We start from the raw sequence: 21,566 nt of genomic DNA on the forward strand, positions 1-21,566 counted from the left end.
GAGCCTCCTGGCGGCGGTGAGTGAGGCGGTCACAGGGTTCGGGGCCGCATATGGGCCATCGAGAACAGCGGGGTCAGTGGCCGGATCGGCAGGGGCGGCACCCACACCCCGAGCAGGTCGACGCGGTGCAGGCGCGCTTCGATGACCCGGCCGATACCCAACTGGTCCAGCGGATCACGTTCGGAGCCGAGGACTTCCAGGTGGAAGTCCTCGACCTTGCGGACTTCGACCACGCTCTCGCGCGGGGTGAACCCCACCAGCCAGGAGGGGAACAGTCCCGCCGAACCCACGACATTGCGGTGCGGTCGGCCCAGGATCGGCGGCGGGTCCGCGATCACTTCGCCGAGTCGGCCGCCCATATTGAGCAACTTGTGCCCGCGGCGGGTGGCCTCGGCGCGGATCTCGGTATCGGTGACCGTCCAGTCGATCTCGCCGAGTTTCTTCGGGTAGCCCAGCAGTTCGCGGCCGATGATCAATGCCACGTCATCGTCGAGAATCATCCACGGACAATGGATTCCGGTGCCCTGCACCGTCTTCACGTGCACGAAGATCCCGGCTTCGTGATAGCCCGGCGATTCGAAGTTATTGTCGGGAAACCAGGCGGTGAACAGGTCCGCGCGAGCCGGTTCGGTCAGCCGCACGCCGGCTGGCAGCCACTGGTTCATACGGTCGGGGTCGATTTCTACTGTGGCACTGAAGTAGTGGGCATCGCGGTACAGGCTCTTGCGCGGATCGCCCAGGGCGAGCACGCGGCGCAGATCGCCCCCGAGGGTGCGGCCCATGCTGCGGATGGCGGGTTCCCAGCCCATGATCAGTTGACCTTTCGATAGACGGTGCGCAGGATCGGCCCGACCAGCGCGCGTGGGGTGTACTGGCCGCCCAGGGTCTGCACCTTGGCGAACACTCCTGGCACGACCCGGCGACGCCCGGCGGCCATGCCCGAGATCGCTTGCTCGGCAGCCTGTTCCGCGCTCACCCACAGCGGGCCGGGCACCATGCGGTCCAGGTTCGGGGCTTGTGCGACCTCGGCGTATTCGGTGCGCACCGGGCCGGGCGCGAGCAGCGTGCACTGCACCCCGGTTCCGACGAGTTCGCTGTGCAGCGATTCGGCCAGGGTATTGGCGAACGCCTTGGACGCGGCGTAGGTGGCGTTGTTGGGGCCGGGCTGATTGCCCGCGGTGGAGCCGGTGATCAGGATCGCTCCCGCCCCGCGCTCGACCATGGACGGCAGGACCGCCAGGGTGAGGTCGTGTACCGCAACGGTATTGAGTTCGACCTGCTGTCGTTCCCGGGCCGGGTTGGAGGTCGCCAGCTCGCCGTAGGTGGCGAAACCGGCGTTATTGCACAGTACGGCGATCTCACGTTCGGCGAGTTCGGCGCACAGTTTCGCGCGTTCGCCGCGATCGGAGAGGTCGATCGCCCGGATCTCGGTCTCGATGCCGTAGTGGTCACCCAGGCGATCGGCCAGTGCGCGCAGCCGGTCTTCGCGCCGGGCCACCAGGATCAGCGAATATCCTTGCCGGGCAAGACCTTCGGCGAGGGCGACGCCGATGCCGGAGGAGGCTCCGGTCACGACGGCCCGCATCGCGGGGGTGGGTTTGGGCAGGCTCATCAGGGGACTCCTCGGTTCAGAACTGGGTCAGGGCGCGCACGGTCACGGTGGCCCCGGCCGCGGCCAGGGTGCGGACCGCGCCCGGGCCGCTCACCTGCTTGTCTCCTGCGGCGATACGACGGAAATTGGCTGCGTGCCAGGCGAGTTGGAGATAGGAATTGAGCGGGGCGATGGGCAGCGGGATGCGCGGTGCGGTGGGTAGCACCTGTGGTTCGGCGGTACCGGCCAGCAGTTCGGCCGCGATATCCGGGCGCACCGCGAACGGGCGGCCCAATCCGATCACGTCGACAGCGCCCTGAGCGAGCACCTCATTCATGAAGTCGAGGGTGCGGATGCCGCCGGTGAGCATGAGCGGCATGGTCGAGCGGGCACGCAGGTTCTGGGCGTAGCGCAGGAAATACGCTTCGCGTTCGCGGGTGGAATCGGCCACCACACCGGTCATGGCCGGAGCCTCGTAATTGCCGCCGGAGATCTCCAGTAGATCGATCCCGGCCTGCTCCAAAGCCAGTGCGATATCGAGTGATTCGCTTTCCTCGAGCCCCTTGTCCTGGAAGTCGGCAGAATTGAGCTTCACCGACAGCACCGCATGGGAGCCGATGGCCGCGCGCACATCGGCGATCACCTCGAGCAGCAGGCGACGACGATTGACCGCGCTGCCGCCGTACCGGTCCTCGCGCTGATTGGCCAACGGGGACAGGAACTGTGAGAGCAGATACCCGTGCGCGGCGTGGACCTGCACACCCGCGAATCCGGCGGCCACCGCGAGCTCCGCGGTCCGTGCGTAGCGGCGGCGCAGATCGGCGATGTCATCGAGCGAGAGTTCTCGCGGCTTGCGCAGGTTGTAGCCGATCACCTGCGGCCGCAGCGGCGACGGGCCGACGGGCCGGCGCAGCAGCGGACCGACCGCCACTCGTCCGGGGTGATTGATCTGCATGAGCATGACCGCGCCGTCGCGTGATCCCGCACGCGCCCAATTGCTCACGGCCTCGAGATGCCGATCGTCTTCGAGGGTCACATTGCGTGGTTCGACGTAGGCGCGGCGGTCGATCATGACATTGCCGGTGATCAACAGGCCCGCGCCGCCGCGACCCCAGGCGCTGTAGAGCCGGGTCAGGGTCTGGCTCGGAGCGCCGTCGATCTCGCCGAGCTGTTCGCTCATGGCGGCCTTGGCGAGGCGATTGGGCAGGCTCACCCCGCACGGCAGGGTCAGTGGGCTGCCGACGGCGATAACACGGCTTTTGGGTGGCATGGGTCAGACTCCTTGTCTGGGAAGAGATTTCAGGCGATCCGGCGGGAGAGGGCGAGGATCGGGCGCAGCACGCTGACGGGTAGACCGGGCGTCTCGACCGAATTCGCCTGCGCGGCAGCCGATGATCCGGTGACAAGACCGCGAAGGATCAACAGTTCGGCCATCGCGCGGAGCAGCCATCTGCCGCGCCGTGCCTCCCAGCGCAATTCCGGTCCGCCCGCCAGGATGCGTGCCGACGGTTTGGAGACGAGGGTGTAGAGATCGCCGACCGGGGTGCGCAACCGCTGTTGCAGCAGCGCGGCCTCGGCGAGCAGTCGCGCGCTGTTCATCAGCAGCATGCCCGCGCCCGAGCGCGGCGCGACCAGTCCGGCGAAGCTCAGATTGGCCAGGCCCGGCGCGAAGGTGTGCGCCACCAACTTCGGTTGGCCCTGTTCCCACTCGAGCAGTCCGTCGCGCAGGAAGGGGAAGGTGGTCCGGAATCCGGTCGCCCACACGATGGTGTCGTACTCACCGCTGGTGCCGTCGACGAAATGCACGGTGTGCCCGTCGAATCGCGCGATCTCGGGCCGGACCGCGATGCGGCCGTGCTTGAGGAAGTACGGCAGCTGCTGGTTGACCACCAGATCCTGATCGAAGATCCCGTGCTGGGGCTTGTCCAGGCCGAAGCTGGCGAAGCTGCCCATGCCGATCGCGATGATCGATCGAAACACCGCCTCCTGCACCACCTTCGGCACCGGCACCGAACCGATATCGAACTTGCCGCTGGGCACGCCGAGCACGTACTTGGGAATGAACCAGTAGCCCCGGCGCAGTGAGATCTCCGAGGCGCCGAAGGTGGTGGCGGCTTCCACGGCAAGGTCGCATCCGGAGTTTCCGGCCCCGACCACCAGCACGCGTGAGCCTTGAAAGTCGCTGGGACGCTTGTAGTTCTTGGAGTGGATCTGCTGACCGGTGAATTCGCCCGGGTACGACGGGATATTGACATCCCAGTAGTGGCCGTTGGCGATCACGACACCGGCGTATTCGCGCACGGTGCCGTCCGCCACGGTCACCCGCCACCCGGCCAGACCCGAATCATCGAGCGGCGCAATATCGGTCACCAGCGTGTCGAACTCGATGCGGCGGTCCAACCCGAATTCGGCGGCGAAGCCGCGCAGGTAGTCGCGCATCTGTGCGGCGCTGGGAAAGTCCGGATAGTGCTCGGGCATCGGATAGTCCGGATAACCGGTGATGTCCTTGGAACTGATCAGGTACGTCGAGTCGTACACCCCGTGCGACCAGTTGCCACCGATCGCGTCGGTGGCCTCGATGTGGTCGTAGTCCAGACCCAGATCCGTATACGCCTTCGCCACCGCCAACCCGGTGTATCCGGCCCCGATGATGCAGTATCGGCGCGTCATTGCGACCTCCTCAAAAGCTACAGCCAATGTAGCTACAGTGAGTGTAGTATTTGCGGCGACGGTGCCCGATGTCAAGGCCGTAAGGTGTTTCGCGAGGTAGCGACACGAATGGAAGGAGCCGGCGTGACCAGCGCCCCGGCACGACGGAGCAGGACATACGCCCCGCGCATGTCCCCCGAGGAACGCCGCGAGCAACTGCTGGACGCGGTCCTGAAGATCATCGTCGAACAGGGCATCCACAAGGTCTCGATGGATACGGTCGCCCGCGAGGTCGGCGTCACCCGCCCGGTCGTCTACGGCGTCTTCTCCGATACCGACGACCTACTGCGCGCCTCGCTCGACCGCGAAACCAATGCAGCTCTCGCGCAAGTGCATCCGCTGCTGACCGCCCTGCGCGAATCCACCGATCCCGGCCCCGCGATCATCGCCTACCTCGACGGTTTCCTCACCGAGGTCCTGGCCGCCCCCGACCGCTGGCGCGCGGCCTTCAGCCTGGTCGACAGCACCACCCCCAAATTCCGCCGTCGCATCGAACGACAGCGCAAGGCCATCACCGAACTCCTCGAGAACTACCTGCGCGACACCCCCGGCATACCGGCCATGGATATCGAGATGACCGCCCGCGTCATCTTCACCCTCGCCTGGGAAGCGGGCCGCATGCTGCTGTCCGAACCCGAAATCTTCACCCGCGAGCGCCTTCTCACCTTCGCGCGCACGATCGTCGCCGATCACTTCGCCACCTCGAGCGCTCTAGAGAAGTAATCGCGCCGTATCGGTTAGACGGGCGCTGTGGCGGGCAGTTCGGTAAGCACGGACGCGATGCCCCTAGGAGGACACATGCTCACACTCGGTGTGATCGGCTGGATCATTATCGGCGGGCTGGCGGGATGGCTTGCCAGCAAGCTCATGAAGACGGACGCGCAGATGGGGATTCTGCTCAATATCGTGGTGGGGATCGTCGGCGGCCTGATCGGCGGGTTCCTGCTGCGCGGATTCGGGGTGGACGTCTCCGGCGGCGGATTGCTGTTCAGCCTGCTGACCTGTCTCATCGGCGCGGTAATCCTGCTGGGAATCCTCAAGCTGATCACCCGGAAAACCTCTGGCGCACGATGAAATCAGGCACTCGATAGCTGACCGCACACGATGTGGGCAGGCACATCCCGCAGGTGAGACCCATCGGCCGACCCGCACCGATTGCTGCCGAGCAGAGGGAGTAGACCGGATGCATGATCAACTCCGCGCACGATCGGTCTGGTTTCCGGGTACCTCGTCGATGGGGAGACATCGACGAATCTCGTCGCGGCATAGTGCTGGCCTGGGTGGCGTTCACCATCACCTTCGGCGGGGCACGACTGGTGACCTGGCTGATCCAGATCGATCCGAAGAATGTCGGCAACGTCTCCGCAGGAGGCACCCACCTGCACCACTACCTCTGGGGAATCCTGCTGCTCGCGGGTGTCGCCATCTTCGGCATGGTCGACCGCAGCCCACGCGCCCGCACCTGGATGGGCCTCGCCCTGGGTATCGCTCTGGGACTGATCGTCGATGAAGCAGCACTGCTCATCACCCTGAAAGATGTGTACTGGCAGACCGCGGGCTGGCCCAGCATCGCCATCGCCCTGACCCTGATCGGCCTGGTCGGTTCCGGAATCGCCCTGACCCACCGCGGCTCGGCGACCACTCACGACCACAGTGAATCCGACACCGCCGACAGCAGATCGTGACCGCTCCGACCTCGGAACAGCCAGCTTGCGTGGGAATGATGTAAACCGACGTTGGCCTAGCGGTGACCTTGGATGCCTACGATGAGAACGGTGACCGCTCTCGCGGTGTCGCCCACAACGTTGTCGGTGCTCCCGCGCATGGTTGGCCTCGATGTCGCTGCCGTGGCTGGTTGAACTCCCAGCCTGCTCGGTGAGATGTGCATCGGGCAAGCAATCGATCGGAGACCGATTTCGTCATGGCAACACATCCGGCACATTCGCGCGATACAGCTCCCGATGCCCGGGCCGCACAACGTCGGCGTACGCCTGCTATCGAGCCCGAGGATGAGGCACCGGTAGTCCGGTGGCCCGAGCCGAGTCGTCTGGAATCGTGGTGGGACGCGATCATGCACCACACGCAGCCGCCCGCGACCACCACCTGATTTCCCGATCCGTTCGCGGTTTAAAACGCGCCGATCTTGGTATGCGGTGATTGTCGGCGCAGCCGCGACCCATGTGTCCGAGCCGATACGAGGGTTCCGCTCTGCGTGTACTCCTGGGACGCGGGGCGGGGCCCTTGTCCAACCCGCTGTCCCTGGGATTCCCGGACGCTCAGGCGGCGTCGCCGGGGCGGTGCGACAACCGTGCCAGCGCCTCGTCGATGGCCTGGGTCGCGATGGTACGAACCTGCTTGAGCGACACCATTTCCGGTTTGTCACCGTAGGCGTTCTCGAGATCCTTCTCCGCCAGCCAACGGAAATACTGGCTCTTGGTCATACCGAGTTCGGCAGCGCGGATCCCCACCCGCAGGTCCAGATCCTTGGTCAACTTCACCGATCGCGGTTGCATGCGATCCTCGTTGCCCGGCTCGGGGGCTGCCGCGGGAGCAGCACCGCGCTGCACGCGCGCCAGCAACTGCGCCATCTGCTCGGGAGTGACGTCATCGGTGTGGGTGGTGTTGTCAATCATTGCTGGCCTCCCACTTGGCGAGTTCGGCGATTTCGGTGCTGGTCAACGGACGGACATCGACGATATAGAAGTCGGGCGGGGTGATTCGGCCGGTGACCTGGACGGCTTGTCCGTCGTCGGTACGCATCCACAGCTGGTACATCACCCACCCGGTCGCGGGGTCATGTGCGGGCTCGCCCCATGCCTTGGCTTGACCGGCGAGCCATCGACGCATCAGATCTTTGGCCTGCTCTGGCGTGAGATCGACGCCGGCATTCCTCATCATCTGCGCAAGCGCGTAGTACAGGTGGATAGCCACTGGCTGAGACTACCCAAGAACACAATGAGACTACCACGGTGGCTCATTGTCCGAAATGCTCCGAGCGACGCGAGGCGTCATATGTCCGCCGGCGACTCGAGGTGGTTGCGCAGCCGTTCGGCGTAGGGCGACCGCGCGTCCGCGGTTGCCATGTCCGGCAGCGGTTTCGAACCGTAGAGGTTGTCGTCGCGGTATCGCGGGAAGACGTGCACGTGGTAGTGCCATACGTCTTGGCCGCCGTCGGGTTCGTTGTGCTGACGCGTGGAGACGCCGTCGCAGTCGTAGGCGGCCCGCATGGCGATGGCGATCTCACGGACCACATCGTGCACGGCATGTCCGAATTCGGGCGGCAGGTCGTAGAGGTTCTCGTGGTGCGCGTTGGGGATCACCAGCACGTGCCCGCGATTGTTGGGCCACCACCGCGACGCTGTGAACGCGGTGGCGAGCCGGGTGCGCAGCACGATGTCACGCGGACCGTCGAGTGGGGTCTCGCCACCATCGAGCAAAAAACAGAATGGGCACTGATAGCCGGTCGGCTCATGGTTGTGCACGTCGACCAAAAGTACTGCACCGCTCATCATTTCACGATGCCTTCGCGCAGCGCCGCCCGCCGATGCCGTACGAAGTCGTGGGTATCGACTCGATCGGCACCCTGATCGGCGCGAAAGCCTTCTCCGAGCGGAGAATCCGCTGCGCATATCGTGCCGACCTCACCGAGGGGCAGATGCGCATGCCTTGCACAGGTGACGGCGGTGTCACCGTCGACTTTCGAGCTCCCGCTCGGCGGCGCGATCACCCGTAGTTTCGTGTCATACGACCCGGCGATTCGCAAAACATGCTGAACACCAGGAGATTCCGCCCGCAACACGGCGTCGGTGCGCAGATTTCGAAGCCCCCTATCGTGCGGCAAGCACCGATGGTCGGCGAGATATGCGTGCTCGGACCTGCTTACGCGATCGCAACCGGTGGTCGGTGAGATATGCGTGCGCGGAGCGGGTTACGTGGTCGGGGTCAGGCGGGGCGTTCGCATGGTGGGTCGATGCAGGTCTCGCGGGTCGAGCGCCAGGTCGATCGTGCTGGTGATTCCCCGGTGTCGAGTTCGCGGTGGGCGCGGGTGAGTTGGGTTTTCGCGCGGGCGCGTAGTTTGGCGGCGCTCTTCCTATCGCCCATCAGGTCGGCCAGGTCGGCAAGTAATGCGTCCATGGGGCCGAATATCGCCGCGCCGCTGTCTAATCCGATCAGGGTCCCCGAATGCGGTGTGAGGGCGGCGTAGAGTTCAGGAGCGGACTCGAGCGCGCCGAGTTCGACTGCGGCTTGGGCTCGGAATGCTGTCATGAGTTGCGGATAGAAGTCGGTGCGGATGTGCGGGTGCCGGTCGAATAGTGTTCGCGCGCGCTCCCAGTCGCCCGCGTGCAGTAGGGCGAGTACATACACCTGCGCCACCAGGTCGGGCTCCACGCGGTACAGCGCATCGAGTTGCTCTGCCAGCGGGGAGATATCGCCGCGCGCCCAGGCCACCACCAGTTCGCCGAGCAGCAGTAGTTCGCTCTCGTTGGCTATGCCGGATCCGGCGATGCGGACGCCGAATTGCCGATAGCCCGCTTCGGCCGCGTCCAGATCGTCACGGAGCACGGCGGTGACGGGTGAGAACGCCGCGAGGGCGTCCAGCAAGGGGCGCAGTTGTGCGGTCGAGGCGCATTCGAAGGCGCAGGCCGCGTGCAGGCGGGCGGCGGCCACATCGGCGGCACGGCAGGCGGCACGGAAGCGCAGATAGTGTGCCAGCGCTTGATATTCGAACGAGAGCGCGGTGTGCGCTGCCCGCAACAGCTCGTCGGCGACCGCATGCCAGTCGTCGAGCATGGCGGGTCCGGTCACGGTGAACGCCAGCGCGGACAACGCCGCGCAGAGCAGTCCCCCATCCCCAGTCCCACGTGCCAGATCGACTGCCGTGCAGGCACGTTCATGCATTCGGCGCACATCACCCTCGACCTCGGACTCGTGCACCAGCGCGATCAGCAGTCGGCAGCGCTCGGATGCGTCGGTCGACCGGGCCAGGGCCGATTCCAGGGCGATCCGGATTCGGGCATCGGGGTGCCGCCAATCCCTGATCGACCAGATCCCCGGGGATCGCCAGCAGGTGAGCGCCTCGATCACCCTCGCCGGATCGCTCAGCGTCTCGGCGAAATCGAGGGCCCGCTCCCGGGCGGCGCGGGCGGCGGAGATCTGGCCGTCCCGCGCGAGCGCATCGGTCAGCGCGCACAGCGCCTCGAGCAGCTCGGTGTCATCGCGGCGCTGTGATCCACCGGCGAGCTCGTGCAATTCGATTGCAGCGCGCCATAATTCAGCGGACTCATGCCATGCGCCCTGCTGATCGCACAGGCGGGCGGCCACCGTGACGCTGTCGAGCGCGTCCGCGGCGGTCGCACGAGTGGCTCCACGGAAGGCGTGCCGTGCGCGCAATCGCGGATCATCACCCTCCAAGGGCTGTCCCGGCTTTTGCTTTCGCAGCAATTCCAGTGCTGCACAATGCATTCGATGCCGTCGCAGCGGAGATAGACTGTCGTACAAAGCCTCAAGAGCGAGCACCTGGCACAGCTCGATCCGCCCGTCGGCGTTGAACCGTACCAGTCCCACCGCCGCCGCAGCCTCGACATGATCGACGATCAGCTCCTCCGACGTACCGCACAGCGCGGCCAGCGCCTCGGCATCAATCGCCCGGCCCCACACCGCGATATATTGCAGCACCGACCGCACATCCGGCTCCAGCTGCTCGATCCGCTCGACCAGCACCGCACGAATACTGGTCGGCATCGACCGCCGATCCCCCTGCACCGCAATCAATTTGGACATCTCGCGAATGAACAGCGGATTACCGCCGGTCCTCTCGTGCAGCGACCGCACAGTGTCGCAATCCACCGACACCAGACCGGCGTCCCGAGCGATCTGCCGCGTTCCGGACAGGTCCGACCCGGTCAGCTCCAGGCGTTCACTGACCCGGTCCGCCAGCACCGCCTCGGTGGCTCGGACCGCCGAGGAGAGTTCGCAATCGCGTGCGGTGACGATGATCAGCACCGGCTCGTCCTGTAACCAGGTCACCAGCTGGCGCAGCACCTGCAGCGTCGCCGGATCAGCCCGATGCACATCTTCGAGTACCAGGGCGACCGGACCGCCGCGCGCGAGCTCTCGGCAGCGCAGGCTCACCGCCCGCGCGATGGTGAAGGGGTCGACTGATTCGAGCCGATCGACCGGCTCGCCGCCCAGACCGCTGAGCAATTCGGACCACGGCCACGCGGGCGGTGCTCCATCGACGTCGGGGCATCGCCCGCCCGCTGTCGCCCAGCCCTCGGCGGCGAGAGCGGTCGATGCCGCGGCCGCGAGGGTCGTCTTTCCGGTCCCGATGTCACCGGTCAGCCAGATCAGGCGCACTCCCGCGGTCCGGGCCTGCTGCGCGGAATCGATGATGGCGGCGAAATGCTGCGGATAGCAACTGGTCTCCTGTGGCGGCGGCATGCGAGGTTCGACTGGTTCGAGATTCGCACGTTCGAAGGCCGGAAACTGTTGACGGGACTGGAGCGCGGGCACGGATTCAGATCGCTGATCGGTAGGAATGGTGTGACCCAGAATCGCGAATTCGAGTTCGTTCAGTTTCGCACCGGCATCGATGCCGTACTCGGTCCGCAGAAACTCCCGGGTGCGGCGCACCGTCTCCAGCGCCTCGATCTGCTGCCCGAGCTGGTATTGCGCCAGTGCGAGCAGGCGCGCGGTTTCCTCTCGCCCCGGGAATTCCTCGATCTGCCGGCGCAGCGTGGTGACCACCTCCCCGAACCGGTCGAGTTCGAGTGCGGCTTGCGCGCGCATCTCCATCGCACTGGCGTGCAGATCGGTAAGTCGTGATACCTCCGACGCCGCCCACGAGGCGTCGGCGAAGGATTCGAAAGCGGCGCCGTGCCAGCACGCCAGCGCCTCACCGAGAATTCGATATCGTTCGACGGGACCGGGTCGATCGACCGAATCATGAACGCGCTCTTCGTATTGCCGCATCAGTGTCTCGAACTGCCAGGCATCGACATTTCCCGAGTCCAGTCGCAGTGCGTATCCACTGCCTTCGGAAACCAGAATCCGAGCCGGCGTCCGGGGTCTTCGGTTCGGTTCGAGCACCCGCCGCAGATTATGGATCTGGACCTGCAGCGCCGACGGCGCATGCGGCGGCGGGCGGCCCTCCCACACGTCTTCGACCAATCGATCGACACCCAGCGTTCGTCCCCCGGCCAATACCAAACGACCCAGGATCGCCTGCTGCCGTCCCGCCCCTATCCGCGCGGTCTGGTCGCCGAGTACGACTTGCAGCGGACCGAACACCCGCACCTTCGGTTCTGTAATCACCTGCGTTCCCTTCGATCTCGACGCTTTCAGTCACGCTTTCTCAGACAGTCGACGGTAAATTACCTCCGGAAAACAGCCTTGACAAATCATCACCGCATATTGATGTGTCATCAAAGCCATTGACCGCCAACCTAATTGGCGTATCACGCTCGTATCTCAGCGAGTCCGCGCGGCTTCCCGACACGCCACGACCGGCAGAATCACACCGGCTCTACCGCAACTGTATTCGCGGAATCCGACGCCATCGCGACGCGACAGAATTACGAGATCGCATCGAATCGAATCGGAAGTCACGAGGAAGTCACGAGGAAGCGATCGCAAAGTGCCCTGATGGACAATCGGCCAATCGTATTGCCACACATCAGGAGTTGAACAGCATGAATATATCGGTGAGCAGCGAATTCGAGCGGGATGTTCGCGTGAAAGACTCGCTGCGACAGCTTTCAGATTCGCATCGGCAAGCGGTGCTGACCGGATTACTCGGCGTCGCCGAACGGGCGATGGAACTGAGCGGCTACCTGCTCACCCCTGCCGACGATTCCAGCCCGGACCTGCCCGACTCCGATCTCTCGGAACCCATTCTGCCCGGCCTATATCGAGACCGGGACGGGGATGTCTGGGAGCGGACCGCGGGCGGCTGGCGCCTGCGCATTCAGCAGGGTATCGAGCTCAATGAGGCTTCCCCGTGGCATTGGATCGACGGTCACGTCCACGAGTACGGGCCTTTCACCTTCATGTCCTCGTACTGAATTCCGCTTCCACGCCGAGTTTTCCGATCGAATCGAGGCAGGGACGATGACCGATGCATTCACCCCCATCGCACGCCCCGAGCTCTACGGCGCATTCGACGCGGCGGTGCGATCCCCCGCCGCGCATGTGCTGCGGATCTGCGCCCCGGCCGGGGCCGGTAAGACCCTGCTGATCGCCGACTGGCTGGACAATCGATTCCGCCGATCCCACCCCGGCGCGCATATCGCCTGGCTCACGATCGCCGACGCGAACCGTGCGCCGAGCACGCTGCGAGACGCACTGCGCCAAGCCCTCGGTCCCGATCCGCACGGGTGCGACTCGGTCGAGGAGGCCGATCGGCGCACCGTACTCGTCATCGACGACGCGCACGAGGTGACCGATCCGAAAGCGATCACGATCCTCGAGGATGTACTCAACAACGCGCCGTCCACGCGGACCACGATCGTGGCCGCGCGGGGGGAACCGCCGTTGCGCTGGCACACCATGGAACTGCGCGGAGGCGTAACCCGCTTGCACGCAACAGATCTCGCGCTCAACTCCGCGCATGTACGACAGCTGTGCGAACATCACGGCTACCTGCCCGATGACGCCGAACTCGCCACCCTCATGCGCCTGACTCGCGGCTGGGCCGCACTGGTCCGCATCGCCGTGCGGCATCTGGCCGCACACCACGACCGCCCGACCGCGCTCGCCGAACTGGCCCTGGTCCCGCCGGCGATCGCGGACCTGTTCACCCAGGACGTGCTCGAACCACTGCCCGACCACGTGCGCCGGTTCGTGACCGTGATGAGCGTGCCCGATCGCTACACCGCCGCCCAGGCCGAATACCTCACCGGCACAACGGCACAGCCGATTCTCGACGAACTCGTGCGCGGCGGATTCCCGATGCACCGCGCGGCCCGCGCCGGTGAGCTGTGGTGCAGCTATCACCCGCTGCTGCGCGCGCATCTGCTGGCCGAATTCCGGCGCGGCGGTTCGCATTCCTTCGCCGAACTACATGCGCGCACCGCGGAGTGGTACCTGACGCACGGGTTGCCGATGTCGGCACTGCCGCATCTGTTGCGCACCGGCGAACCCGCGCCGCTGCGTCGATTCCTGCGTGACCGAGCGCTCGGCGTGGTGCTCGACGGCAACGGTCCCGGCCTTTTCCAGCAGATCGAGCACAGCAGGCCGGAGCTGGCAGGCGACCCTTATCTGCGGGCGATGCGCGCGGTGGCGGCACTCGAAGGGCACAATATCGCCACCGCGACGGTTCAGCTGGACCTGCTGCTGCGCCGCCGCCCCGGCGGGCCCGCCACACTCGTCCCCGACCCGTGGCTCACGCCGCTGGCCCTGGCCACCACCGCCTCGATCGCCGTGGCGACCGGTGCCAGACTGACCGAATTCCGTATCCCGCAACGGCTTCCGACCACCGGGCAGTCCGATATCGACAGCTACGCCGCCATCGAGCTCGGCACCATCATGATGGCGCGCGGCGATATCACTTCCGGCGATCAGCATTTCCGGCGCGCGCTCGCGCTCGCGGACTCCTGCGGCAACGCACGACTGACCGTGCGCGCGGGCACCCGGCGCGCCATCGCGGCTGGACTCGGCGGCGCGAACGGGCGCATGCGCCGACATGCCGACGCCGCTACCGAGGTGGCCGTCGCACACGATCTCCTCGACTCACGCGACGCACGCCAGGCCGCGGCATTATCGGCATTCGCCGAATATCTCTGCGGTGCCACAGCGTCGACCCGCGATTACACCGGACCGCGCCCGGTCATCGGCGAAGAACCCGGTGGCGGGCGGTACGCGGAGCTGATGTGGGGATTGATCGCCTTCGATGAGGCCGAGGACAAATACGATGCGGCCGAAGAACTGCGGCGCGGGTTGTCGGTCCTGCTGCACCGGCCGCCCTCGCTGCCCGCCGCGGTAGGGCGGCTGGTGCCGCATGTGGTCCGGGTGCTGCTCGAGGTCGAGGCCGCCCACTCCGCGCGGCTGATCGTCGAACAGGCGGGCGCGGTGCTCGGCGATACCGTCGATATCGTGCTGGCGCGCGCGCTGAGCCTGGTGCGGGATCACCCCGCATCGGCCCGCGCGCAGGTGGAACCACTGCTCGATACCGACCATCCCCGCCATCCGGTCAGCATGATCACCGCGTGGGTGGTGGAGGCGAGCGCGCAGGCGGCGCTGGCGAATCCGCCCAAGGCGCGCACGGCGATCGCGGCCGCCGTGCATCGCGCCGCTCCCGAACATCTGGTCCGGCCGTTTCTCGATGTTCCCGGGGCCGGTGCGCTGCTGGATACCCATTCGCGAACCTTCGGGCACGACAGTGACTTCGCCGAGGCCGTGCGCGCACACCCGGGCATCGGTCGCGAACACACCGTCGCGAATCTGACCGCGACCGAATTGACGGTGCTGCATCAATTGCCCTCGGGCCGGACCGCCCAGCAGATCGCCGAAATGCTGGGGGTGTCGATCACCACCGTGAAAACGCACCTGCGCGGGATCTACGCCAAACTCGGCGCCAATTCCCGCGCGGGTGCGCTCGATCTGGCGCGGCGCACCGGACTGCTCTGAGCATCCGCGCTAGCGAATATGATTGATGTACAACACATTTTGGCCAGTACCCAGTGGACGCACCGCATGGCGAGGATCTCGCACGGGCCTCGATGTTCCGACAATGCGGATTACCACGGCCACCGCCCGCAATAGCGCTCCACGCCAAGTCATCCCGGGTCGCGCAGGGCCGAAATCGCTTGCGGCTCTGCGCTGCTGTGCACGCGGTGATCGAGCCCAGCGGCGCGCCGCCATATCCAGCACCTCGATCACCACGGTGATCGCGATGAGCGCGTGCACGCCTTCGAGAGTGCCGGTCAATCGCAGCGCCTGCAAGATCACAGTTGCCCAGAGCACCAGGCGCACAACAGTATCCGCACGGGAGCGCCGAGTGCCCGGCGCTTCCGTCAGGCCGCCTGGGTATGCCATGTCGCGACCGCCCAGATGACCACCACGTCCAGCACGATCACCAGAATCGACCATGCCGGGTAGTACGGCAGGGACATGAAGTTGGCGATGATCGACAGCGACGCCACCGCCATGGCCGCGACCCTGCCCCACGCGGTCCCGCTCATCAGCCCGATTCCGGTGAGTACCAGCACGATTCCGGTCACGATGTGGATCCACCCCCACGCGGTGGTGTCGAACTTGTAGATGTATTCGAGCCCTGCGACGTACAGCTGGTCGGCGGCGACCGCCGAGATGCCCTGCAACATATCGAGCACCCCGACGGTCACCAGCAGTATCGCCGCGGCGACGGCTCCCCCGGGCGTGCGCTGCTCGCGCACCACCTGATCGCTGTCTGCACTGAGTGTCATGGTCTACCCCTTCTCGACTGTGATGGGTGCACCTCGAACCTGCACCGCCACCGATCCGGCGCGCCTCCTCCGATTCGGATGAGCCCGGACCCGCCGCCGATATCGATCCGGCGACCGCAGCGGAGTTCATCCGCTGCGTAGGAGGAGATGCCGCGGCGGTCGCCGCAGGGTCGAACCTGTATCACCCGTCGCGGGAAAGTCCGCCGCACAGAAGGGTTTTCGCAATGTCGTTCTGGGACATAGTGTGGTTCATCGTTCTGAGCTTTCTGTTCTTCGCCTATCTCATGCTGCTGTTCTCGATCCTGGCGGACCTGTTCCGCGACAGCAGCGTCTCGGGCTGGGTGAAAGCCATCTGGGTGCTCTTCCTGCTGTTCTTCCCCTTCGTATCCGCGCTGATCTACCTGATCACTCGGGGGAATTCGATGGCGGCGCGGACGGCCGCGGAGGGCCTTCGACGCCAGGAACAGCAGAACGATTACATCCGGCAGGTCGCCCGCGCGGACACCACCGCGCAGCTGTCCGATGCGAAGAAGCTGCTCGATGAAGGCGCGATCAGCGCGGAGGAATTCGCCCACATCAAACGAATGGTCATCGGCTGATGGACGCCGACGGCCCACTCTCGGGTGAGGAACGCGCCGAACTGGATCGATTGCGCGCCGCGGTCGCCGCCGAATCGCACAGCGGCGGGCAGCTGCTGCGCTGGAGCGCGGTCGGAATCCTGTTGACGCTCACCGCGATCGTGCTGCTGGGCACCGTGACCGCGCGTTTCGCTCGCAGCGAGATCTTCGATACCGATCGCTATGTCGCCACCGTCGCACCGTTGGCCTCGGATCCGGCGATTCAGCATGAGCTGGCGGACCGGCTCACGGAATCGATTGTGACGCATGTGGATATCGCGGGGATGACCACTCAGGCGATCACGGCGTTGACCGACAACGCCGGACAGGTGACCGATCGCCCGCGCATCGCCGCGGCGTTGAACAATCTGCCGACGCTGGTGGCCTCGCAGGCCCAGTCGTTCATTCACCAGACCGCCGCCTCGGTGGTCGGCAGCGACGAATTCGCGCAGGCATGGACCGCGGCGAATCGGCTGGCACATGAGGCGCTGGTCGGCATCGTCACCGGAGATACCCGACCGGGGGTGCAGGTCGATGCGGACGGCACGGTAAGCATTGCGCTGCAACCGATTCTGGCGACGGTGCGCGAGCGGCTCGATGAGCGCGGGTTCACTTTCGCCGATCGCATTCCCGATGTCGATGCGCGGTTCGTGCTCTTCGAGGACACCCAGTTGCCCAAGGCGCAGCGCATTGTGCGCTTCCTCGACCGCGCAGCGACCATCCTGCCGTTGATCGCCGCGGGCGGCCTCATCGGCGCTATCTGGCTGTCGCCGAGGGGATTTCGCCTCCGGGGGCTCGCCTTGGCCGGGCTCACGGGCGCATTTTCCATGGTGATGCTCGGGATCGGGCTGGTCATCGTCCGGGGCCTGTACCTCGAGGCGATACCGCCGGACACCGTCTCCCCCGATGCGGCCCGCGCCATGTTCGACACCGTGGTCGCTCCGCTGCGCGCCGGCATGCGCGCGGTCGCGACCCTGTGCCTGTGCACCGCGCTGGGTGCCTATCTGGCCGGTCCATCACCATCGGCGCGCACGGCCCGCGCCGACTTCCGGCGCCTCGTCACCGCGCTGACGAGACGCGGACAAGACCGCAAGCCCACCGCCGCAGCGCGATTCGCCGAACGCCGGCGGATCCCCCTGCGCATCGGAGTGCTCACCGTCGCGGCGCTGGCAGTGCTGTTCTGGCCTTATCCCACCGCCATGGTCGTGGTGGGGATAGCGGCGATCGCGGGACTCTCGCTCATGGTCCTGGAGACCCTCGCGCAATCCGTACCGACTGATCGAAACCCGGTATCGACAACATAATTCACCCGAGGAGCCGAATCATGACCCGCTACCCCGCCATCGCCGACCACGGCCTGATCGGCGATCTGCACACCGCCGCGCTGGTTTCCACCGACGGCACCATCGACTGGTTCTGCTGCCCCCGTTTCGATTCCCCGAGCGTGTTCGGATCGCTGCTGGATCAGCAGCGCGGCGGCCACTGCCGAATCCGGCCCGCACAGCGGCCCTTTCGCACCCAGCAGATGTACTTCCCGGACACCGCCATTCTGATCACCCGATTCATGACCGATATCGGCACCGGCGAGGTGATCGACTTCATGCCGCCCGCGGGCCGCGACAGCACCGAGACCCATCGCATCGTCCGGATGCTGCGCTGCGTGCGCGGACGCATCACCTTCGAGATCGACATCGCCCCACGCTTCGACTACGGACGGCGCTCCCACGCCACCCAGATCACCCCGGACGGAGCGGTTTTCGACGCCGGTGACACCGCCCTGACCCTGCACGCGGTGCGCGAACCCGAGGACCCGCGGCTGGCGCAGGTGCAGATCTCCGAGGACAACGCGCTGCACGGTCTGCTGCCATTGCGGGCCGGGCAGGTGCGCGGGTTCGTGCTCGAATCCGGAGTCGCGCGCAGACCACAACCGATTCGAGTAGCGGAGGTGGAGCGCATGTTCGACGATGTGGTCCGCTTCTGGCACACCTGGGTATCGCATTCGACCTATCGCGGCCGGTGGCGCGAGATCGTGCACCGCTCCGCGATCACGCTCAAACTGCTGACCTACGCCCCGACCGGTGCGATCGTCGCAGCCCCGACCGCCGGGCTACCGGAACAGCTTGGCGGTGAACGCAATTGGGACTACCGCTACACCTGGATTCGAGATGCCTCATTCTCGGTCTCGGCACTGCTGGGGCTGGGCTTCACCGTTGAGGCCACCGACTACGCCACCTGGCTGCGCGGGCGCTACCAGAACAAGGACAGCCGCCTGGAAATCATGTACCGGGTCGATGGTTCGGCGGATCTGAAAGAGGAAACCCTCGCGCATTGGGAGGGCTATCGCGGCTCCCGCCCGGTCCGTATCGGCAACGACGCCTCGGGACAGCTCCAACTCGATATCTACGGCGAGCTCCTGGACAGCATCGACGCCGCCGACCGGCGCGGGTTGCGCATCGGCCATCAGGGCTGGCAGCGCGTCACCGAACTACTGGATTGGCTGGTCGACAACTGGGACCAACCCGAGGAAGGCATCTGGGAAACCCGCGGTGGCAGAGCCGATTTCACCTACGGCCGCCTGATGAGCTGGGTGGCCTTCGACCGCGGCATCCGCCTGGCCGAACGCCACAGCCTGCCCGGTCCCATCGACTCCTGGCGCGAGCAGCGCAACCGCATCGACGAACAGATCTGGGATCGCGGGTGGAACGAACACCGCCACGCCTTCGTCCAACGCTACGACTCCGAGGTCCTCGACGCCGCGCTCTTGCGCATGGCCCAGGTCGGTTTCATCGCACCCCGCGACCCCATGTGGCTGTCCACTCTCTCGGGCATCCGCCGCGAACTCGTCACCGACAGCCTCGTGCACCGCTACGACCCCAGCGCCTCCCCCGACGGGCTCGCGGGCTCGGAAGGCACCTTCTCGCTGTGCACCTTCGACTACGTCAACGCCCTGGCCCGGGCAGGCAACCTCATCCAAGCCCGCGTGGTCTTCGAGAAAATGCTCACCTACGCCAACCACCTCGGGCTGTACGCGGAGGAAATCGCCCTCACCGGTGAGCAATTGGGCAATTTCCCCCAGGCCTTCACCCACCTGTCCCTCATCGACGCGGCCCTGACCCTGGACCGCGCCATGGACGCCAGCCCGCAACCGGTGGGCTGAGGACACTGGGCTGCGCCACGGGACTGTCACGGGCGCACAAGCACTTTGAGGGCCTGGCGCTCATCCATCGCACGGTAACCGTCTGCGATCGCGTCGAGCGGAATTTCACGGTCGAACACCTTGCCGGGATTCACACTGCCGTCCATGACTCCCGGCAACAAGGTGTCGATGTAGGCGCGAGCGGGAGCCAGTCCACCGGTGAGAGTGACGTTTGGGCCGAACAGGCTTCCGAATCCGACCGGGGCGGAACCATATTGAGGGACGCCGACACGGCTGATAACTCCGCCCGGCCGCACGACTCCGATGGCCTGTTCGTAGGCGGGCATGTGGCCCACGGCCTCGATGACAACGTGGCTGCCATCGCCGCGGGTCAGCTCGCGAACCAGGGCGACCCCTTCCTCACCGCGCGCGGACACCACGTCGGTGGCACCGAATTCGCGGCCCAGATCGGTGCGGTCCTTATGCCGCCCCATCAGGATGATCTGCTGTGCACCAAGCTGTTTCGCGGAGAGCACCGTCATCAAGCCGACCGCGCCGTCGCCGATGACGGTGACCGAAGTGTCTGCGGTGACGCGGGCTTTGACGGCCGCGTGATAGCCGGTGCCGTACACATCGGACAGCGTCAGCAGCGAAGGGATCAACGGCGAGTCCTCCTCGACCGGAACCGCGACGAGCGTGCCGTCGGCAAGCGGCACCCGCACCGCCTCTGCTTGCCCGCCCCTCACATCACCGGCATTCCAGACACCCCCGTGCCTACAGGAAGTCTGCAACCCTTCGAGGCAGAACTCGCACGTGCCGTCCGACCACGCGAACGGCGCGATCACGAAGTCACCCCGGCGCACCGTTCGCACGTCCGAACCGAGCTCCTCGACCACGCCGACGAATTCATGACCCATGGATCTGCCGGCGGGCACTTCTCGCATGTTGTGATACGGATGCAGGTCCGAGCCGCATACGCAGCTGCGCACCACCCGAACGATCGCATCGGTGGAGTGTTCGATGGCCGGATCCGGAGCGTCGATGACTCGAACATCACCGGCACCGTACATATAGGTCGCGCGCATGCGAATTCCTCACTGTCGATTCGGTCACGCACAGTCCCCCTCACCCTATCCTCACGCTTCTAATGATAATGATTGTCGTTATGCTCGCAAACACGTAGGCTCGCCCACCGCCGGGGTTCGACCGAATGGCCAGCGGGCCAACACCGATGCCGTCGCCCCGGCGCAATCCACAAGACCCGATGAGGAATTCGAGGTACATCGATGGGGTATTCCGCCCACCGTCCCATGCTGTCCACAGCACTGATGCTGACCGCGGCCTGCGTCACCGCCGCGACGGTCAATGCCAACCCCGCGGCCGTCGAATCGCCGGTGAACTACACCGCGACCGTCAGCGACACGAGCACGATCATTCGCACCGACGGCGGTTCATTGAGCGCCGACAACGGCACCTTCACGATCAGAGCGACCGACGGCACCGTACTGGGCGGCACCGAACTCGCCTTCCGCGTAGACGATTTCGTCTTCCCCATCGCCGCGCAGGTCACCGACCGCACCGCCACCCTGACACCACAGTTCGACCTGACACACGCGGTCTACCGTCCGGTCGCTTTGCCCTTCGAGAACTCCGCGCCCTGGAAATCCGAATACGATCGCGAACAGGCCGCCTGGAGCCGGATGACCAGCACCATCGGTATGGGCGCCACCATCGGCACTCTGGTGGGCGGCATCGGCGGCGCCGCCATCGGCTGCCTCATCGGCGGCGCGGCGGGAGCCACCCTCACCGGCGCTCTCACCGCCATGTTCGGTGCGCTCCCCGGCGCTCTCGTCGGCTGCATCGCGGGCACCGCCGCCATCGGCTTCCTCGGCACCCTCGCCGGCCAACTCTTCGTCACCGCCCCCACCGCGATCCTCGCCGCCGCGCAATACTTCACCACGATCAATTCCCCTTACCCGGCGAAATAGACCAATGCCCTGAGTTCGATCCCGTCCTCAGGGCCGTATATCCGTTGTGGCCGTTGCGGTGTCGCGAATCGTCAACATCCTGGCGGCTCGGGTCGCAGGCCG

At 65.9% G+C, this 21,566-nt stretch carries 20 protein-coding genes; 9 read left to right on the plus strand and 11 right to left on the minus strand.

Going from position 1 to position 21,566, the window contains the following annotated elements; all coding sequences use genetic code 11:
- Positions 1 to 29: 29 nt before the first annotated feature.
- Genes ACFC0O_RS20605 through ACFC0O_RS20620 form a run of 4 tightly spaced genes read right to left on the minus strand, consistent with a single transcriptional unit; the run spans position 30 to position 4,261 of the window.
- Positions 30 to 809 carry an acetoacetate decarboxylase family protein gene (locus tag ACFC0O_RS20605; protein WP_375960089.1) on the minus strand — a complete coding sequence of 260 codons (780 nt, stop codon included), beginning with the start codon at positions 807 to 809 and terminating at the stop codon, positions 30 to 32.
- Positions 810 to 811: 2 nt separating this feature from the next.
- Complete coding sequence (locus tag ACFC0O_RS20610; protein WP_375960091.1) at positions 812 to 1,612, minus strand: SDR family NAD(P)-dependent oxidoreductase; 801 nt, start codon at positions 1,610 to 1,612, stop codon at positions 812 to 814.
- A 16-nt stretch (positions 1,613 to 1,628) separates the two neighbouring features.
- The gene (locus tag ACFC0O_RS20615; RefSeq protein WP_375960093.1) at positions 1,629 to 2,861 is read right to left on the minus strand and encodes an NADH:flavin oxidoreductase/NADH oxidase family protein; all 1,233 of its coding nucleotides are present in this window, start codon (positions 2,859 to 2,861) and stop codon (positions 1,629 to 1,631) included.
- A gap of 29 nt (positions 2,862 to 2,890) precedes the next feature.
- Positions 2,891 to 4,261, minus strand: a complete 1,371-nt coding sequence (locus tag ACFC0O_RS20620) for a flavin-containing monooxygenase (protein WP_375960095.1) — start codon at positions 4,259 to 4,261, stop codon at positions 2,891 to 2,893.
- A gap of 123 nt (positions 4,262 to 4,384) precedes the next feature.
- Here ACFC0O_RS20620 and ACFC0O_RS20625 point away from each other — a divergent pair, with 123 nt between their 5' ends.
- From ACFC0O_RS20625 to ACFC0O_RS20635, 3 genes are all read left to right on the plus strand, one after another.
- Positions 4,385 to 5,023: a TetR/AcrR family transcriptional regulator gene (locus tag ACFC0O_RS20625; RefSeq protein ID WP_375960097.1), complete on the plus strand. Its 639-nt coding sequence runs from the start codon at positions 4,385 to 4,387 to the stop codon at positions 5,021 to 5,023.
- A gap of 75 nt (positions 5,024 to 5,098) precedes the next feature.
- Positions 5,099 to 5,374: a GlsB/YeaQ/YmgE family stress response membrane protein gene (locus tag ACFC0O_RS20630; RefSeq protein ID WP_375960099.1), complete on the plus strand. Its 276-nt coding sequence runs from the start codon at positions 5,099 to 5,101 to the stop codon at positions 5,372 to 5,374.
- Positions 5,375 to 5,487: 113 nt separating this feature from the next.
- Positions 5,488 to 5,985, plus strand: a complete 498-nt coding sequence (locus tag ACFC0O_RS20635; RefSeq protein WP_375960101.1) for a hypothetical protein — start codon at positions 5,488 to 5,490, stop codon at positions 5,983 to 5,985.
- Positions 5,986 to 6,576: 591 nt separating this feature from the next.
- Here ACFC0O_RS20635 and ACFC0O_RS20640 read toward each other — a convergent pair.
- The 4 genes from ACFC0O_RS20640 to ACFC0O_RS20655 form a co-directional block, all read right to left on the minus strand.
- Positions 6,577 to 6,933 (minus strand): hypothetical protein, encoded by a 357-nt coding sequence (locus ACFC0O_RS20640; protein WP_375960103.1) that lies wholly within the window; start codon positions 6,931 to 6,933, stop codon positions 6,577 to 6,579.
- Positions 6,926 to 7,231: a hypothetical protein gene (locus ACFC0O_RS20645; protein ID WP_375960105.1), complete on the minus strand. Its 306-nt coding sequence runs from the start codon at positions 7,229 to 7,231 to the stop codon at positions 6,926 to 6,928. Before ACFC0O_RS20645 ends, ACFC0O_RS20640 begins: the two co-directional genes overlap by 8 nt.
- Positions 7,232 to 7,308: 77 nt before the next feature.
- Positions 7,309 to 7,809 carry an HIT family protein gene (locus ACFC0O_RS20650; RefSeq protein WP_375960107.1) on the minus strand — a complete coding sequence of 167 codons (501 nt, stop codon included), beginning with the start codon at positions 7,807 to 7,809 and terminating at the stop codon, positions 7,309 to 7,311.
- A 433-nt stretch (positions 7,810 to 8,242) separates the two neighbouring features.
- Complete coding sequence (locus ACFC0O_RS20655) at positions 8,243 to 11,614, minus strand: BTAD domain-containing putative transcriptional regulator (RefSeq protein ID WP_375960109.1); 3,372 nt, start codon at positions 11,612 to 11,614, stop codon at positions 8,243 to 8,245.
- A gap of 377 nt (positions 11,615 to 11,991) precedes the next feature.
- Here ACFC0O_RS20655 and ACFC0O_RS20660 point away from each other — a divergent pair, with 377 nt between their 5' ends.
- Positions 11,992 to 12,363, plus strand: coding sequence for a hypothetical protein (locus tag ACFC0O_RS20660; RefSeq protein WP_375960111.1), 372 nt, complete (start codon positions 11,992 to 11,994; stop codon positions 12,361 to 12,363).
- Positions 12,364 to 12,409: 46 nt separating this feature from the next.
- Positions 12,410 to 14,926: a LuxR C-terminal-related transcriptional regulator gene (locus ACFC0O_RS20665; RefSeq protein ID WP_375960113.1), complete on the plus strand. Its 2,517-nt coding sequence runs from the start codon at positions 12,410 to 12,412 to the stop codon at positions 14,924 to 14,926.
- 9 nt (positions 14,927 to 14,935) lie between these two features.
- Here the strand turns inward: ACFC0O_RS20665 and ACFC0O_RS20670 are convergent, their stop codons facing one another.
- The gene (locus tag ACFC0O_RS20670) at positions 14,936 to 15,271 is read right to left on the minus strand and encodes a hypothetical protein (protein WP_375960115.1); all 336 of its coding nucleotides are present in this window, start codon (positions 15,269 to 15,271) and stop codon (positions 14,936 to 14,938) included.
- A 41-nt stretch (positions 15,272 to 15,312) separates the two neighbouring features.
- Positions 15,313 to 15,723 carry a hypothetical protein gene (locus ACFC0O_RS20675; RefSeq protein WP_375960117.1) on the minus strand — a complete coding sequence of 137 codons (411 nt, stop codon included), beginning with the start codon at positions 15,721 to 15,723 and terminating at the stop codon, positions 15,313 to 15,315.
- A 26-nt stretch (positions 15,724 to 15,749) separates the two neighbouring features.
- On the opposite strand from ACFC0O_RS20675, the gene ACFC0O_RS20680 reads away from it, so the two are divergent.
- The 3 genes from ACFC0O_RS20680 to ACFC0O_RS20690 are packed head-to-tail and all read left to right on the plus strand — an operon-like array spanning position 15,750 to position 19,497.
- Positions 15,750 to 16,322 carry an SHOCT domain-containing protein gene (locus ACFC0O_RS20680; RefSeq protein WP_375960119.1) on the plus strand — a complete coding sequence of 191 codons (573 nt, stop codon included), beginning with the start codon at positions 15,750 to 15,752 and terminating at the stop codon, positions 16,320 to 16,322.
- Complete coding sequence (locus ACFC0O_RS20685) at positions 16,322 to 17,644, plus strand: hypothetical protein (protein WP_375960121.1); 1,323 nt, start codon at positions 16,322 to 16,324, stop codon at positions 17,642 to 17,644. The genes ACFC0O_RS20680 and ACFC0O_RS20685 overlap by 1 nt, the downstream gene beginning before the upstream one ends.
- Positions 17,645 to 17,664: 20 nt before the next feature.
- On the plus strand, positions 17,665 to 19,497 hold the full coding sequence (locus ACFC0O_RS20690; RefSeq protein ID WP_375960122.1) for a glycoside hydrolase family 15 protein: 1,833 nt from the start codon (positions 17,665 to 17,667) through the stop codon (positions 19,495 to 19,497).
- A 26-nt stretch (positions 19,498 to 19,523) separates the two neighbouring features.
- On the opposite strand, the gene ACFC0O_RS20695 is transcribed toward ACFC0O_RS20690, so the two are convergent.
- Positions 19,524 to 20,561, minus strand: a complete 1,038-nt coding sequence (locus tag ACFC0O_RS20695) for a zinc-binding dehydrogenase (RefSeq protein ID WP_375960124.1) — start codon at positions 20,559 to 20,561, stop codon at positions 19,524 to 19,526.
- Positions 20,562 to 20,762: 201 nt separating this feature from the next.
- On the opposite strand from ACFC0O_RS20695, the gene ACFC0O_RS20700 reads away from it, so the two are divergent.
- Complete coding sequence (locus tag ACFC0O_RS20700; protein ID WP_375960126.1) at positions 20,763 to 21,464, plus strand: hypothetical protein; 702 nt, start codon at positions 20,763 to 20,765, stop codon at positions 21,462 to 21,464.
- Positions 21,465 to 21,566: the final 102 nt, after the last annotated feature.

Origin of the sequence: Nocardia sp. NPDC056100 (assembly GCF_042266325.1) — a bacterium.
Classification (GTDB): Bacteria; Actinomycetota; Actinomycetes; order Mycobacteriales; family Mycobacteriaceae; genus Nocardia.

Coding starts and splice junctions, on each gene's coding strand:
- ACFC0O_RS20605 (WP_375960089.1), bottom strand. CDS start 809: ATGGGCTGGGAACCCGCCATCCGCAGCATGGGCCGCACCCTCGGGGGC.
- ACFC0O_RS20610 (WP_375960091.1), bottom strand. CDS start 1,612: ATGAGCCTGCCCAAACCCACCCCCGCGATGCGGGCCGTCGTGACCGGA.
- ACFC0O_RS20615 (WP_375960093.1), bottom strand. CDS start 2,861: ATGCCACCCAAAAGCCGTGTTATCGCCGTCGGCAGCCCACTGACCCTG.
- ACFC0O_RS20620 (WP_375960095.1), bottom strand. CDS start 4,261: ATGACGCGCCGATACTGCATCATCGGGGCCGGATACACCGGGTTGGCG.
- ACFC0O_RS20630 (WP_375960099.1), top strand. CDS start 5,099: ATGCTCACACTCGGTGTGATCGGCTGGATCATTATCGGCGGGCTGGCG.
- ACFC0O_RS20635 (WP_375960101.1), top strand. CDS start 5,488: ATGATCAACTCCGCGCACGATCGGTCTGGTTTCCGGGTACCTCGTCGA.
- ACFC0O_RS20640 (WP_375960103.1), bottom strand. CDS start 6,933: ATGATTGACAACACCACCCACACCGATGACGTCACTCCCGAGCAGATG.
- ACFC0O_RS20650 (WP_375960107.1), bottom strand. CDS start 7,809: ATGAGCGGTGCAGTACTTTTGGTCGACGTGCACAACCATGAGCCGACC.
- ACFC0O_RS20660 (WP_375960111.1), top strand. CDS start 11,992: ATGAATATATCGGTGAGCAGCGAATTCGAGCGGGATGTTCGCGTGAAA.
- ACFC0O_RS20665 (WP_375960113.1), top strand. CDS start 12,410: ATGACCGATGCATTCACCCCCATCGCACGCCCCGAGCTCTACGGCGCA.
- ACFC0O_RS20675 (WP_375960117.1), bottom strand. CDS start 15,723: ATGACACTCAGTGCAGACAGCGATCAGGTGGTGCGCGAGCAGCGCACG.
- ACFC0O_RS20685 (WP_375960121.1), top strand. CDS start 16,322: ATGGACGCCGACGGCCCACTCTCGGGTGAGGAACGCGCCGAACTGGAT.
- ACFC0O_RS20690 (WP_375960122.1), top strand. CDS start 17,665: ATGACCCGCTACCCCGCCATCGCCGACCACGGCCTGATCGGCGATCTG.
- ACFC0O_RS20695 (WP_375960124.1), bottom strand. CDS start 20,561: ATGCGCGCGACCTATATGTACGGTGCCGGTGATGTTCGAGTCATCGAC.
- ACFC0O_RS20700 (WP_375960126.1), top strand. CDS start 20,763: ATGGGGTATTCCGCCCACCGTCCCATGCTGTCCACAGCACTGATGCTG.